Raw genomic sequence first — 14,330 nt, 5'->3', positions numbered from 1 at the left:
TATTTTACAATATAGTTACAGTAATTTTATTAAGTAGATCTTCAACAATATTTTTATTTACAAAACCAGTTTCTTCTTCAACTGCATTTGCAGTACCACAAGCTGAAGCAAATTTTAAAACATCTTCTATAGGAAGAGATTTTTGAAGTCCTAAAGTAATACCAGCAACATAAGAATCTCCAGATCCAACAGTATTAACTGCAGTAACATTAGGAATAGTAACTTTATAAAACTTACCATTAAATCCTGCTATAGAGCCTTCTTCTCCAAGAGATATAACAACAAATTCTATTCCTTTTTTATGAAATTCTTTTATTTCTTTTATTGCATCTTTAGAATTTGTAATTTTTCTACCAGTCAATGATTCTATTTCATCTTTATTAGGTTTTATAAAGAAAGGTTTTGCTTCAATTCCATTTTTAAGTAACTCTCCACTTGTATCTAGGAGAAATTTTTTATTTTCATTTTTAGCTATTTCTATTAAATTTTTATAAAAATCTTTTGGTATATTTTTAGGAATACTTCCGGAAGCAACAACCATATTGCAATCTTTTATTAGAGAAGTATATTTATTTAAGAATTTTTTTTGTTCTTCATTAGTTACTGTAGGGCCTGGTTCTAAGATTTCAGTTTGAACTAAATCATCAGTTATTATAGCCAAACACTCTCTAGTATTGCCTTTAATTTTAACAAAGTCTTGATTTATATTATATTCTTTAAGTTTATTTTCTATAAATTCACCAGTTTTACCACCTAAAAAACCTGTAACAATATGATTTTCATTTAAAATGTTAAGAACATTTGCAACATGAATTCCTTTTCCACCTGGAGTATTATGAACATCCAAAGCTCTCATTACAGAGCCTTTTTCAAGATTGTTTAATGTATATTTTTTATCTAATGATGCATTAAGATTAACTACTAATATCATATAGTTTAATTCCTTTCATTAATACCTGTTTTTACTACCACAAACTTCAATTTTGTGTTCAACTATTTTTTCCATGGCTTCTTTAGCGGGAGTCATATATTTTCTAGGATCATTGGCTTTAGGGTTTTCAACAAAGTATTGTTTTAATGCTTTTGAGAAAGGAATTTTTAGGTCAGTTGCTATATTTACTTTACATATTCCAAGAGATATAGCTTTTTTTACAAGTTCATCAGGAACATCAGATGCACCATGTAATACTAAAGGAACATCAACAGTTTTTCTTATTTCTTTTAATCTATCAAAGTCAAGTTTAGGTTCACCTTTATATAATCCATGAGCTGTACCAATTGCTATTGCTAAGGAATCTATTCCTGTTTTTTCAACAAAATCTTTTGCTTGAAGGGGATTAGTATACATAGCATCTTTTTCATTTACTACAAGGTCATCTTCTTGTCCACCTAATCTACCAAGTTCAGCTTCAACTGTTGTATCAAATTTGTGAGCGTAGTCTACAACTTCTTTAACTATTTTTATATTATCTTCATAAGAATGTTTAGAGGCATCAATCATAGCTGACCTAAAACCTAAATCAATATAATGTTTAATTTGATTTACATCTTCAAAATGATCTAAATGTATTGCGATTGGTATATTATATCTTTTAGAAGCAGCTTCAGCCATGGAAACTATATAATCACCACCGGCATAAGTTAATGTAGAAGGAGTTCCAGCTAAAATTAGTGGTGATTTTAATTTAGCTGCTGTTTCTACAACTACTTGTAGAGTTTCTAAATTATGAATATTAAATGCAGGAACTGCATAACCTTCTTTTTGAGCTTTAATTAACATTTCTCTTGTTGATATTATACACATTATCTGTTCCTCCTAATAATTAATCGTGATATTCTCCATTATTCCATTTTTCAATAAACTCATCAAAATAGTGTTCATCACCATTTGCATAATCTTCTTCAATCATATTATCTATTTTTTTCATAAGTTTTTTATTTTCTTCACTTGGATTCACTTTTGTATCAAGAAATACATCTATTATATTTTCTATAAGACCAAGACCTGTAATTCTTCCACCAAGACCTAATATATTTATACCTAATTGTTCTCTAGAATACCTTGCAGTTTCAACATCTCGAACTAAAGCAACTCTAGTTCCTTTAATTTTTGCTGCTGAATTTGTTATTCCAACACCAGTCCCACAAATAACAATACCTAAATCTGCTTCATTATTTACTACTTTTTCAGCAGCTAATTTGCCGTATATAGGATAATGAGTTCTTACATGGTCATATGTACCATTATCTATAACTTCATGTCCTTTTGATTTTAAATATTCAACTATTTTATTTTTTATATCTGTAACAATATGATCACAGCCAACTGATATAATCATTTAAATCCCTCCTAAGCCATTTTATTTAACATATCAACTCTAATTTGATGTCTTCCACCAGAGTATTCAGATAAAATAAATTTTTCACATATTCTTTTTGCGATTTCTAGGCTAGTAACTTTAGAACCAATTGATATTATAGAAGTATTGTTATGGTCTCTTGTCATTTTAGCAGAATGTTCATCAGCAACTTGAGCACAAACTATTCCCTTATGTTTAGCACAAACGTTAAAAGAACCAGTTCCGTATTCATCAATAACTATAGCTCGTACACCTTCGTTATTAAGCATTCCTTCAGCTACTAAATTTGCAGCATCAAAAAAGTTTAATCTTTTTCCTTCTGTTTTATCAATTACATTAAATCCTTTATTTATTAAATGTTCTTTAATTTGATTTTTAAAATCAGAACATTTAAACTCAGATCCTATTAAAATTTTCATAAAATTCTCCTCCTCATTTATTTATTTATCTAAAATATAATTTCTGTATATTTAGAATACTTATTTATATTTTCCTTACTTATATTATTATCAGTTATAATTGCAGTTACATCTTCTAAATTGTAAAATTGATAAAAATCTCTTTTGTTTAATTTAGAAGAATCTGAAACAATATATCTTTCAAGAGAATTATTTAATACAGTAGCTTGTATCATTCCTTCATCTTCATTAGAGTTTGATATAGCATTATTATAAATTCCATTAACACCAATAAATGCTTTCTTTATATTCATCTTAGATAGAGTATCGTTTGTTATGCTACCAACAAAGGCTCCAGTTCTATTACGATAAGTACCTCCAACTAAAATTAATTCGTAACGACTATCATTAATGAATTTATTAAATACATGTATAGAATTAGTTACTATTTTTAAATAATTTGAATTTATATAATCATAAACTAATTCTATTGTTGTACCAGGTCCTAAAAATATAGAATCTCCATCATTAATTTTATTTGCAATCTTTTTTGCAATTTCTTTTTTTGCCTCAATATTAATGCTTTTTTTCTTCAAGTGACTTAATTCTTCTTTTATTATAGTGGTATTTAATTGAGCTCCACCATGAATTCTCTTTAGTAATCCTTTATTCTCTAAGTATTGAAGATCTCTTCTTACTGTCATTTCAGTTACATTAAGAACCTTAGTTATTTCACTAACTTTAATAATTCCTTTTTCATTTAATAAATTTAAAATTACGGAATATCTTTCTTCTTTAACCATTAAAAAAATCCTTTCATTTCATTAATAAAAAGTTGTTAGAAAATGTTTTAAAATTTTCGTTTGTGTTTATAATATTACGATATCATCTGTAAAAAATAAAGTCAAGGGAAAGATTTGGATAAAAAAATGCCATGAAAACCTTGACAATGAATAAAAATGATAATAATATGATATTAAACAAACTTAATCGAACTAAAACAAACTTTTTAGAACTAAAGTCAATAATTATAAAGGAGAAGTGATTAAAATGACATTATCAAAGGACGAATTAGGAATGATTGCATTTGAAATAGTAGCATACTCAGGAGATGCAAGAACAAAATTATTAGAAGCTGTTAAACAAGCTAAAAATAAAAATATAGATAAGTGTAACCAGCTTATAGAAGAAGCAAGGGAATGTTTAAATGATGCACATAAAGCTCAAACAAATTTAATTTCTTTAGAAGCTAATGGTGAAGCATCAGAAATAGGGTTTTTAACTGTACATGCTCAGGACCATTTAATGACTACCTTATTATTACAAGATATTATTGATACTTTATTGGATATATATAAATAAATTATATAAGAATGAAATATAAAATAACTAAATAATAGAGGTAAGTGTATTTTATGGGAGGTTATTAACTATGGAAACTTTAATTAAGCATATAGAAAAAAGAAAACCACTTTTTGAAAAAATATCTAGAAATAAATATTTAAGAGCTATAAGAGATGGGTTTATATCTGCAATGCCTATAGTACTGTTTTCTAGCATATTTATGCTTATAGCATTTGCTCCAAATATTTTTGGAATTTATTGGAGTAAAGAAATAGAAGCGATTATACTTAAGCCATATAATTATTCAATGGGTATATTATCTATAGTAGTTGCAGCGACAACTGCTAAAAATTTTGTGGATGCATTAAATAGGGACATGCCTAGCAATAATCAAATAAATAATATTTCAGTTATGATAGCAGCAATAGTTTGTTTTTTAACAGTAAGTGTTGATTCTATAGAAGGTGGTTTTGCAAATGGATATATGGGATCAAAGGGCTTAATAACAGCATTTATATCAGCATTTGTAGTAGGAAATGTTTATAAATTATGTGTTAAATATAATGTAACTATAAAAATGCCAGAGGCAGTCCCTCCAAATATATCTCAAACATTTAAAGATATAATACCATTTGGAGTTTCAGCTATTATATTTTGGCTATTCGACTTAGGATTTAGAAACTTTTTTGAAATAAACTTTGCAGAAGGAGTTATTCAGTTCTTTCAACCCTTATTTACAGCAGCAGATGGATACGTTGGATTGGCTATAATTTATGGCGCTATGGCATTATTTTGGTTTGTTGGTATACAAGGACCATCAATAGTTGAACCAGCAGTATCAGCTATTTATTATGTTAATATATCTGCAAATTTATCACTTTTTCAAAATGGGGAACATGCATATAACATATTAACTCCAGGAGTACAACAGTTTGTTGCTACACTTGGTGGAACAGGAGCTACTTTAGTTGTAACTTTAATGTTTGCATTTTTATCTAAGTCAAAAGAACTTAAATCCGTTGGTAGGGCATCATCAATACCAGTTTTATTTGGAGTAAATGAACCTATTCTTTTTGGTGCACCACTTATTTTAAATCCAATATTCTTTATCCCATTTATTGGAGCACCAATTATAAATGTTTGGTTATTTAAATTTTTTGTAGATTTCTTTAAAATGAATAGCTTTATGTATGTATTACCTTGGACAACTCCAGCTCCAATAGGAATAGTATTGGGATGTGGATTAGGTCTTTTAACTATAGTATTTGCCGCACTTGTATTAGTAGTTGATTTTATAATTTATTATCCATTCTTTAAGGTTTATGATGATCAAAAAGTAGAAGAAGAATTACAAAAGATTAATGTTAAATGTGAAGATGGTTCTGGAGAAATAAAGGGAAAAAATATAAGGGAAGAAGTAGAGAAGATAGATAAAGAAGTGGAGAAGATAGATAAAGAAGTAGTAAAAAATAAAAGAGTTTTAGTCTTATGTGCTGGTGGAGGTACTAGTGGTCTTTTAGCAAATGCATTAGCAAAAGCAGCTAAAGAAAATAATATAAATATGTTAACTGCTGCAAATTCTTATGGGGCACATGTTGATATGTTAAAAGATTTTGATTTAGTAATATTAGCACCACAAGTAGCATCTAATTATGAAGATTTAAAGAAAGATACTGATAAATTAGGAATTAAAGCAGTAGCGGTAGAAGGTAGGAAATATATTGAATTGACAAGAAGTCCAGATAAAGCATTGGATTTTGTCACTGAAATTTTAAATAAATAATATAAATTAAGGAGGAAAAATAATGAGACTACCAAAAGATTTTATATTTGGAGGAGCCACAGCTGCGTATCAAGCTGAAGGTGCAACAAAAGAAGGAAACAAAGGAAAGGTTGCTTGGGATGACTTTTTAGAAAATCAAGGAAGATTTTTAGCTGATCCAGCAAGTGACTTCTATCATAAATATCCAGTAGATTTGGAACTATGCGAAAAATTTGGAATTAATGGAATACGTATTTCTATAGCTTGGTCAAGAATATTCCCTAATGGATATGGAGAGGTAAATAAAGAAGGAATTAAGTTTTATCATAATCTTATAGACGAATGTTTAAAGCGTAATGTTGAACCATTTGTTACTTTACACCATTTTGATACACCAGCTAAACTACATTCAGATGGAGATTTTTTAAATAGAAAAACAATTGATTACTTTGCTGAATATGCTAAGGTATGTTTCGATGAATATGGAGATAAAGTAAAGTATTGGATTACCTTTAATGAAATTTGGCCAGTTGCTTCAGGTCAATATATTACAGGAACATTCCCCCCAGCTATTAAGTATGACTTAGAGAAGGCTATACAATCTATGCATAATATGATGGTGGCTCATGCTAAAGTTGTAAAACTATTTAAAGATAATAATTATAAAGGTGAAATAGGGGTAATACATTCTCTTGAATATAAATATCCAGATAGTAAAAAAGAAGAAGATAAAAGAGCAGCTAAGCTTGAAGATATATTAGCAAATAAATTATTACTTGATGCAACATTTATTGGAGAGTATTCTGCGGAAACTAAAAAAGGTATAGATTATATATTATCTAAAAATGGTGGTAATCTTAATATTGAAAATGGAGATATGGAACTATTAAGGGAATCAAGCAAATATAATAGTTTTTTAGGAATAAATTATTATCAAAGTAGCTTTATAAGAGCATATGAAGGAGAATCAGAAATATATCATAATGGTACAGGTGATAAGGGAACATCTGTATTTAGGTTAAAGGGGATAGGAGAAAGAAGATTTGATAAAGATATTCCTAGAACAGATTGGGATTGGTTAATATATCCTGAAGGACTTTATGATATGATGATAAGAATTAAAAATGAATATCCAAATTACAAAAAGATTTATATAACAGAAAATGGAATGGGATACAAAGATGATTTTGAAGATGGAGTAATAATGGATAGCCCAAGAATAGATTATATACGTAAGCACTTAGAAGCAGTTGCAAAAGCAATTGAAGATGGTGTTAATGTAAAGGGATATTTCTTATGGTCTTTAATGGATGTATTTTCATGGTCAAATGGATATAATAAGAGATATGGATTGTTCTATGTAGATTTTGAAACTCAAAAAAGATATCCTAAAGAATCAGCTTATTGGTTTAAGCTTGTAAGTGAGAAAAAAGAGATAATTTAATTTATAATTGATAGATTATAATATTGACTATAAAAATATTTTATATATCCTAAATATAGGAATTAGTTTATTTTAAGTTATTTAATGGGTTAAGATTTTTGAGTTAGTAAAGTTAATAAATTAAATTTAAATATTTTAATGTTACTTAAAAAATAAATAATTACAATAAATAAAAAGATAGAAGTAATTTTACTTCTATCTTTTTTTATGTTAAAAATTATAAATTATGCTATTTCACTTACTGAATTAATACATTTATTGCTTTCCTTAGGAACAAATTCTTTTTCCCACTTAGAAATAACAACAACAGCTAATGAGTTACCAAGAACATTAACAACAGTTCTTGCCATATCAACAATACGGTCAATACCAGCAATAAATGCAACTCCTGCTACTGGAATTCCTAAAGAACCAACAGTTGCTAAAAGAACTACGAAAGATGCACCAGGAACCCCTGCCATACCTTTTGAAGTAAGCATTAATACAAGCACTAAATTAATTTGCGCAGAAAGTGGAAGATGAATTCCATATATTTGAGCAATAAAAAGTGCTGCAATAGATTGATACAAAGTAGATCCATCTAAGTTAAATGAATATCCTGTTGGAATAACGAAAGAAGTAATTGCCTTAGGACAACCGAATGCCTCCATTTTCTCCATAAGTCTTGGTAAAACTGCCTCAGAACTTGCAGTAGTATAAGCTAAAATAAGTTCATCTTTTAAAACCTTCATAAGAGTTATAATACTTGTTCCAGCTATTTTTGCAACAATACCAAGTACGATAAATATAAAGAATATCATAGCACCATAAACAGTAACAATTAATTTTCCTAAAGGAATTAATGAAGTTAAACCAAACTTAGAAACAGTTACACCAATTAATCCAAAGACACCAAGTGGTGCAAGCTTCATAATTTTATCAGTTACCCAAAACATTGCATCAGCAATACCTTGACATAATGCAAGTACAGGTTTTCCTTTTTCTCCAATTGCAGCTACACCTAAACCAAACATAACTGAGAAGAAAATAATAGGAAGTAAATCACCTTTTGCAAGAGATTCAAAAATATTAGTTGGAACAATGTTTATAAAAGTATCAATAAATCCATGATTTGATGCAGCTTCTGCTGTATTCATATATTTATCAATATTAGTAGTTGCAAGACTACTTATGTTTACTCCGTTTCCTGGGTGAAATAAATTAGCTACAATTAAACCAATTATAATAGCAAAAGTAGTTATTATTTCAAAATAAAGAATTGTTTTTCCACCAATTTTTCCAAGTCTTTTAATATCTCCAACGCCAGCAACCCCAACAACAAGTGATGAGAAGACGATAGGTACAACAATCATTTTAATTAATCTTATAAAAATATCTCCAAATGGATGAAGATATGAAGTAACAACTGGGTTACCATAAAAGATAGCTCCTACAATAATACCTAGTGCTAGTCCAAGTATAATTTGAAATGCTAGTCCGAATTTTTTCATTTGTTTAATAGCCCCTTTCAATAGTTTATAATTCAAAAATTACTATTACGAATTTTATTAAATTAAATATTTGCAAGAATTGAATATGTAAAATTGCAATTTGCAGATTATAGTATAACATAAAAAAAAGAATTTATCCTTATATTTTTTAAATTTTTTAATATAATATTTGTATTTCGCAAAATAGATTGAAAAAATTTCTAATTTAAAATGAATAATTATGAAGCTAAATCTTGCAAAAATTTTAAAAAATGAAAGTTTTACGTTAAAAAATGAAAAAAACAAGTGCTTTTTAAATCAAAATTGTTATTTTTTATGAAAAAATATAATAAAAATTACGAACAATATAGTAAAAATATTAATTTTATAAGATATTTGTTTGTAAATTTGATTTTTAAAAATATGAAATTTTTTTATGGTATTTGATACAAAATAAATTAAAAAACCCAAATAAATGAATAAATAAAAGCTACTAAGAAATTTTTCTTAGTAGCTTTTTTATTTAAATTAAATCATCTAATCCATTAACTTTAGCTTGTTCATCATCATTAATAGGAATAACAATACACTTTTGTCCATTAATTACTTCAGATTTTATTTGAGATACTTTTTCAGGTTTAACTTGAAGTACAACATCATATTCAGACATATCCAAATTATTTTCTAAGTTTTCATCATTAGAATTATTAGTATCATTACTTTCTAAAGTATCTTCTGAATTTAAAGTATTTTCATCTCTGTTTTCAGAAGCTTCTTCTAATGCTATTTCTTCATTAGATTCAATATTTTCTTCTAAATCCATAGCTTCATTAGTGTCTGAGCCTTCTAAAGCTTTATTAGAATTATCTTCTGAAATATTATCATTATTTAAAGAAGCTTCTTTAGTAACTTCTTCAAGCTTAGTTTTAAGAACTTTAACTTGTTTCTTTAAGTGTTCTTCTTTTTTTCTTTGCTCATTTTCTTTAAGAACCTTTGAATCAATTAAGTTTTCAGCTAAAGGAACATCATCACCAAAGCTTTCAACAAAGGATTTTTCAATTTTAGAAGTAAGTTCTTCAGGGACTCCACTTTCTATTAAAAGGTTTTGAATATCTTTATCCTTTAAAGAAATAGGCTCTTTGTCTGTATCATCATACATTTCATTATATTCTTCAATCATGTTATTTAAATTTTCTTGCACATCCATAAAAACTTTATCAGCTAAAGCTTCATCAGGGAAGGAATCTTTAATAATTGATTTAAAAGCTTCTTTTTGAATAGTTGCAGTTTGTTTTGAATCACAACCTAAAGTATTTTCCATAAGTTCTGGGTGTGTATCTTTTGCATTTTTTGTGTAATACATAATGTAATTAACGTCAGATGAACGGTCAATAAATGCAGGGAATACAAAACCATTAGCAGGTGGCTTAACTACCCAGTCCCTAATACGTGTCTTTATAGTGTTATCTTCTTCAAAATATCTAAGTCCAGGCTCTGAAAGCTCAACAGGGCATATTGCACATAAAATATATTCATATACTTCTTCAGATTCATCTAACTTTTGATTGTCTTTAGTTTTTGTAAGAACATCATAAGAGTCATTAAAAACAAGTATTAAAAAATTACCTGTATAATCATAATTTTCTATAATAGATTTGTAAAAATCATCAAGTAAAGTATCATCATTTAGTTGACTATTTTTAAGCTGCATAAGTGAAATTTGTTTTTCGTTTATAAGATCTTCGTTAAGAGGAAAGTTAAGTTCTAAAATGTTGTTGCCTATTGTTCCAGATAGAACTTTCTTTGCAATTTCTAAGTATTTGAAGTATTCATCTTCATCTAAGTTTAGGAAAGTTTCTTTAAATTTTAAAAGTATGTTTTTTTCTCCATTAACATAGCAACCACACATCTTACTGAAGGTGCAGTAATCTTTTTTGAAACGCTTTTTTAACTCAAGTATATCTTTTTTTCTCATATATAAACTCCTCAATTTGGTATTTTTCATTTATTATTTAAGTATAGTATTTTTTTAGGGGGAATTAAAGAATTTATTAATTATAAATATATTTTTATAATTTAATCAAAAAGGTGTGCATTTTTATGTAAACTATTTTGAATTTATTCTTATTAAACTATAATCATAATGTATAATTTAATAAGAGAAATAAAAAACAAATTACAATTCCCAAAAAAAGAAAGGCTGAAAAAATATGATAAAACCAATAGTAAAAGATGTATTATTTTTAGGTCAAAAATCAGAAATAGCAACTAAAGATGATATATCAGTTATTAATGATTTAGAAGATACATTAAGAGCAAACCTAGACCGTTGTGTTGGAATGGCTGCAAACATGATAGGAATAAAAAAACGTATATTAGTATTTACCGTAGGAAATCTTATAATTCCTATGATAAATCCAAAGATATTAAAAAAAGAAAACAGTTATGAAACAGAAGAAAGCTGTTTATCCTTAACAGGTTTTAGAAAAACAACAAGATATGAAAAAATAGAAGTAGAATACTTTGATAGAAATTTCAAAAAACAAAAGGGTGTATTTACTGGCTTTACTGCACAAATTATTCAACATGAAATAGACCATTTTGAAGGAATAATAATATAAATCCAAGGAAGTGTTATTTATGATGAGGTTTGTATTAGCACCAGATTCATTTAAAGAAAGCATGACTGCAAAAGAAGTTTGCATAGCTATGGAAAAGGGAATAAAAAAAGTATTCAAAGATGCAACATGTATTCATGTTCCTATGGCTGATGGTGGTGAAGGGACATTACAATCATTAATTGATGCAACAAATGGAACAATATACGAAAAAGAAGTAACAGATCCCTTAGGTAACAAAGTAAAAGGAAAGTTTGGAATACTCGGTACAGAAAAGGTTGCTATAATAGAAATGGCACAAGCAAGTGGTATACAGTTAGTTCCAATGAACAAAAGAAATCCTCTTATAACAACAACCTATGGAACTGGAGAATTAATAAAAGAAACATTAAATAAAGGTGTTAAAAAAATAATAATAGGACTTGGAGGCAGTGCTACAAATGATGGTGGAGCAGGTATGTTACAAGCCCTTGGTGTTAAGTTTTTAAATGATGAAGGTAATGAGATACCATTTGGTGGAGAAAGCCTTAAAGATTTAAAAAATATAGATATAAGTGAAATGGATAAGAGAATATTTAATGTAAATATAGAAGTAGCTTGTGATGTAAAAAATCCTTTAATAGGTGAAAATGGTGCTACAAAAGTATTTGCAAAACAAAAGGGAGCATCAGAAAAGGATATTGATATTTTAGAAAATTCCCTTAAAAATTATTCAGAAGTTGTTTTAAAAGCCTTAGGAAAAAATATAAATGTAGAAGGTGCAGGGGCAGCAGGTGGTCTTGGAGCTGCACTTTTAGGCTTTTGTAATGCTAAGTTACTTAAAGGAATAGATATAGTAATAAAATATTCTCTCTTAAAGGAAAAAATAAAAGATGCAGATTATGTATTTACTGGAGAAGGTAGCATAGACTTTCAAACGAAATTTGGAAAAACTCCAATAGGGGTAGCAAGTCTTGCAAAATCCTTCAACATACCAGTTATAGCCTTAGCTGGTAGAGTTGGAGAAGGAACATCTGACTTATATAATCTTGGTATAACATCAATATTTGGAATACTTAAAGAAGCAACAACTTTAGAAGAAGCTCTAAAGAAAGGACCAGAAAATATAGAAAAAACAACAGAAAATATTTGTAGGTTATTAAAGGAAATAAAATTGATTTAGAATTTTCACTATGATAAAATTAAAGTATAAATTTTACTCATAAATTAAAATGGAATTATATATTTAAGTTTTCTAGGGTTCCGTAATTTTAAAAATTAGCAGGTCCGAGAGAAAACGCACATTTTTGTGTACACGGAAGGATAAAAGCCTGGGAGATATTTTTGTGATATTTCTAAGGCTTTTTTTATTTATAATTAAGGATTTTATTTAGATTTGGGAGGTTATACAAATGAAAAAGTTTATTATTGAAAATGACTTTTGGGAGCTGTTTCCTAATGCGAAAATTGGAGTTATTGTTTGTAAAGGCATAAATAATTCTATAAAAGATGAGGATAAATATAAGGATATGCTTTTAAGTGCTGAAAAAGAAGCATTAACACATTTAAACAATTCAGAATTTAGTAAAAATCAAGTTATAAAGGTTTGGAGAGATGCTTTCCAAAAATTTAAGAAAAAGAAAGGTGCAAGAGCATCAATTGAAGCTTTATTAAAGAGAGTTAATAATGGGAATCATATAGGAACAATTAATCCTTTAGTTGATATTTATAATTCTATTTCTTTAAAATATGCTATGCCATGTGGTGGTGAAGACATAGATAAATTTGTTGGAAATATAAGATTAACTAAAGCAGTTGGAGATGAGCCTTTTATAACATTAGGAAGTGATGAAAGTGCACCACCATGTGAAGGTGAAGTTGTATATAAAGATGATGCAGGTGCAATTTGTAGATGCTTTAACTGGCGTGAATCAGTAAGAACAATGCTTACTGAAGATACAAAAAATGCTTTTTTATGTATAGAATTAATTGATGAGGAAAGAACAGAGGAGTTTGAAAAGGCATTAAAAGAATTAGCTGAAATAGTTAATGAAGAATTAGGTGGAGATTTTAAAATTTCAATTCTTGATATTAATAATAAAGAAGTAGAAATTAATTAATAATTTAAAAGTGAATAAAAACGTATTTAAATACAAAGATTAGCAAACTTAAGGGGGATAACATAGTGGATAAATTTACTTACAAAGATATTTATATTGAAGATGGAAAAAGGGTACTTGAAATGAACGTACTTCCAGAGAAGTATTGTAATTTTGATTGCATATTTTGTCCAATTGGAAGATCAATAAATAAAATAGATACACAAACTTCTTTTGATGAAATGGATAATGCATTAATTGAATTTGAAAAAACTATTGAAGATACAAAACCAGATTTAATTTTTATTAATTCAAAGGGAGAAGCTTTAGTAAATGACAAAATAAGTGATATTATCGATTTAATTAAAAGAAAAGGAATACCTGTAAGATTACTTTCTAATGGATATATATTAGGTAGAGATGAATATATAAAAATTGCTAATAAATGTGATGAAATAATTGGGGAAATAAAAGCAATAAAAGAAGAAGATTTTCAAAAAGTACAAAGACCTATTGAAGGTTATACACTAGAAGAATACATTGAAAGCATGGTAAAGTTTAATAAACAATATGAAGGAAAATTTATATTTGAAATTACTATAATTAAGGGATATAACGATGATGATGAATCAGTTAAAAAGTTTAAGAACATTATTGAAAAAATAAATCCTAATAAAATAATTATTGAAAGAATGAATGATGAAGTTTTCAAAGAAAAGCTTGGAATAAGTGATGAAAGATATGCTGAAATCTCAAATGAGTTATTAGGATAAAATTTTTTGATTTTCATTACAATTTAAGAAAAAGTATAATATTAATCAATTTAGGTTTAATTATAATTTAACATATGAAAGGGT

14 protein-coding genes and 1 riboswitch are annotated in these 14,330 nt (G+C 27.5%); of the genes, 7 read left to right on the top strand and 7 right to left on the bottom strand.

All coding sequences use genetic code 11. From position 1 onward, the window contains the following. Nucleotides 1–4 precede the first annotated feature (4 nt). From pfkB to AC4FQW_RS07670, 5 genes are read right to left on the bottom strand one after another with little or no spacing between them, the layout of a single operon-like run. Nucleotides 5–931 (bottom strand): 1-phosphofructokinase, encoded by a 927-nt coding sequence (gene pfkB, locus AC4FQW_RS07690; RefSeq protein ID WP_491148289.1) that lies wholly within the window; start codon nt 929–931, stop codon nt 5–7. A gap of 18 nt (nt 932–949) precedes the next feature. Beyond that, nucleotides 950–1,804, bottom strand: a complete 855-nt coding sequence (locus tag AC4FQW_RS07685) for a tagatose bisphosphate family class II aldolase (RefSeq protein ID WP_491148287.1) — start codon at nt 1,802–1,804, stop codon at nt 950–952. Nucleotides 1,805–1,823: 19 nt separating this feature from the next. Continuing rightward, nucleotides 1,824–2,339, bottom strand: a complete 516-nt coding sequence (gene lacB / locus AC4FQW_RS07680) for a galactose-6-phosphate isomerase subunit LacB (RefSeq protein WP_491148286.1) — start codon at nt 2,337–2,339, stop codon at nt 1,824–1,826. A gap of 11 nt (nt 2,340–2,350) precedes the next feature. Next, complete coding sequence (gene lacA, locus AC4FQW_RS07675; RefSeq protein ID WP_491148285.1) at nt 2,351–2,779, bottom strand: galactose-6-phosphate isomerase subunit LacA; 429 nt, start codon at nt 2,777–2,779, stop codon at nt 2,351–2,353. 29 nt (nt 2,780–2,808) lie between these two features. Then, the gene (locus AC4FQW_RS07670) at nt 2,809–3,561 is read right to left on the bottom strand and encodes a DeoR/GlpR family DNA-binding transcription regulator (RefSeq protein WP_491148283.1); all 753 of its coding nucleotides are present in this window, start codon (nt 3,559–3,561) and stop codon (nt 2,809–2,811) included. A gap of 247 nt (nt 3,562–3,808) precedes the next feature. Here AC4FQW_RS07670 and AC4FQW_RS07665 point away from each other — a divergent pair, with 247 nt between their 5' ends. The 3 genes from AC4FQW_RS07665 (at nt 3,809) to lacG (ending at nt 7,308) form a co-directional block, all read left to right on the top strand. Then, nucleotides 3,809–4,120 carry a PTS sugar transporter subunit IIA gene (locus AC4FQW_RS07665; RefSeq protein WP_491148281.1) on the top strand — a complete coding sequence of 104 codons (312 nt, stop codon included), beginning with the start codon at nt 3,809–3,811 and terminating at the stop codon, nt 4,118–4,120. 70 nt (nt 4,121–4,190) lie between these two features. Beyond that, complete coding sequence (locus AC4FQW_RS07660; protein ID WP_491148279.1) at nt 4,191–5,885, top strand: lactose/cellobiose PTS transporter subunit IIB; 1,695 nt, start codon at nt 4,191–4,193, stop codon at nt 5,883–5,885. A 19-nt stretch (nt 5,886–5,904) separates the two neighbouring features. Continuing rightward, nucleotides 5,905–7,308 (top strand): 6-phospho-beta-galactosidase, encoded by a 1,404-nt coding sequence (gene lacG / locus AC4FQW_RS07655; RefSeq protein WP_491148696.1) that lies wholly within the window; start codon nt 5,905–5,907, stop codon nt 7,306–7,308. Between the two features lie 224 nt (nt 7,309–7,532). Here the strand turns inward: lacG and AC4FQW_RS07650 are convergent, their stop codons facing one another. Together AC4FQW_RS07650 and AC4FQW_RS07645 are read right to left on the bottom strand one after the other, a co-directional pair. Beyond that, the gene (locus tag AC4FQW_RS07650) at nt 7,533–8,798 is read right to left on the bottom strand and encodes a cation:dicarboxylate symporter family transporter (RefSeq protein ID WP_491148277.1); all 1,266 of its coding nucleotides are present in this window, start codon (nt 8,796–8,798) and stop codon (nt 7,533–7,535) included. Between the two features lie 502 nt (nt 8,799–9,300). Then, on the bottom strand, nt 9,301–10,752 hold the full coding sequence (locus AC4FQW_RS07645) for a DUF4317 domain-containing protein (protein ID WP_491148276.1): 1,452 nt from the start codon (nt 10,750–10,752) through the stop codon (nt 9,301–9,303). A gap of 235 nt (nt 10,753–10,987) precedes the next feature. Here AC4FQW_RS07645 and AC4FQW_RS07640 point away from each other — a divergent pair, with 235 nt between their 5' ends. The 4 genes from AC4FQW_RS07640 (at nt 10,988) to AC4FQW_RS07625 (ending at nt 14,246) form a co-directional block, all read left to right on the top strand. Continuing rightward, nucleotides 10,988–11,398 (top strand): peptide deformylase, encoded by a 411-nt coding sequence (locus AC4FQW_RS07640; RefSeq protein WP_491148274.1) that lies wholly within the window; start codon nt 10,988–10,990, stop codon nt 11,396–11,398. 22 nt (nt 11,399–11,420) lie between these two features. Then, nucleotides 11,421–12,557: a glycerate kinase gene (locus AC4FQW_RS07635; protein ID WP_491148694.1), complete on the top strand. Its 1,137-nt coding sequence runs from the start codon at nt 11,421–11,423 to the stop codon at nt 12,555–12,557. Nucleotides 12,558–12,618: 61 nt separating this feature from the next. Next, nucleotides 12,619–12,714, top strand: a riboswitch (guanidine-I (ykkC/yxkD leader). Nucleotides 12,715–12,786: 72 nt separating this feature from the next. Beyond that, nucleotides 12,787–13,494: a B3/B4 domain-containing protein gene (locus AC4FQW_RS07630; protein WP_491148272.1), complete on the top strand. Its 708-nt coding sequence runs from the start codon at nt 12,787–12,789 to the stop codon at nt 13,492–13,494. 65 nt (nt 13,495–13,559) lie between these two features. Beyond that, entirely contained in the window at nt 13,560–14,246 is a 687-nt protein-coding gene (locus tag AC4FQW_RS07625) for a radical SAM protein (RefSeq protein WP_491148271.1), read from the top strand. Nucleotides 14,247–14,330 lie beyond the last annotated feature (84 nt).

Source organism: Clostridium sp. TJA085 (genome assembly GCF_058310235.1).
This window is presented reverse-complemented; position numbering and strand designations above follow the sequence as displayed.

What these genes read in the sequence shown, in the direction of transcription:
- pfkB (WP_491148289.1), bottom strand. Translation starts at nt 931, where the DNA reads ATGATATTAGTAGTTAATCTTAATGCATCATTAGATAAAAAATATACA.
- AC4FQW_RS07685 (WP_491148287.1), bottom strand. Translation starts at nt 1,804, where the DNA reads ATGTGTATAATATCAACAAGAGAAATGTTAATTAAAGCTCAAAAAGAA.
- lacB (WP_491148286.1), bottom strand. Translation starts at nt 2,339, where the DNA reads ATGATTATATCAGTTGGCTGTGATCATATTGTTACAGATATAAAAAAT.
- lacA (WP_491148285.1), bottom strand. Translation starts at nt 2,779, where the DNA reads ATGAAAATTTTAATAGGATCTGAGTTTAAATGTTCTGATTTTAAAAAT.
- AC4FQW_RS07670 (WP_491148283.1), bottom strand. Translation starts at nt 3,561, where the DNA reads ATGGTTAAAGAAGAAAGATATTCCGTAATTTTAAATTTATTAAATGAA.
- AC4FQW_RS07665 (WP_491148281.1), top strand. Translation starts at nt 3,809, where the DNA reads ATGACATTATCAAAGGACGAATTAGGAATGATTGCATTTGAAATAGTA.
- AC4FQW_RS07660 (WP_491148279.1), top strand. Translation starts at nt 4,191, where the DNA reads ATGGAAACTTTAATTAAGCATATAGAAAAAAGAAAACCACTTTTTGAA.
- AC4FQW_RS07650 (WP_491148277.1), bottom strand. Translation starts at nt 8,798, where the DNA reads ATGAAAAAATTCGGACTAGCATTTCAAATTATACTTGGACTAGCACTA.
- AC4FQW_RS07645 (WP_491148276.1), bottom strand. Translation starts at nt 10,752, where the DNA reads ATGAGAAAAAAAGATATACTTGAGTTAAAAAAGCGTTTCAAAAAAGAT.
- AC4FQW_RS07640 (WP_491148274.1), top strand. Translation starts at nt 10,988, where the DNA reads ATGATAAAACCAATAGTAAAAGATGTATTATTTTTAGGTCAAAAATCA.
- AC4FQW_RS07635 (WP_491148694.1), top strand. Translation starts at nt 11,421, where the DNA reads ATGAGGTTTGTATTAGCACCAGATTCATTTAAAGAAAGCATGACTGCA.
- AC4FQW_RS07630 (WP_491148272.1), top strand. Translation starts at nt 12,787, where the DNA reads ATGAAAAAGTTTATTATTGAAAATGACTTTTGGGAGCTGTTTCCTAAT.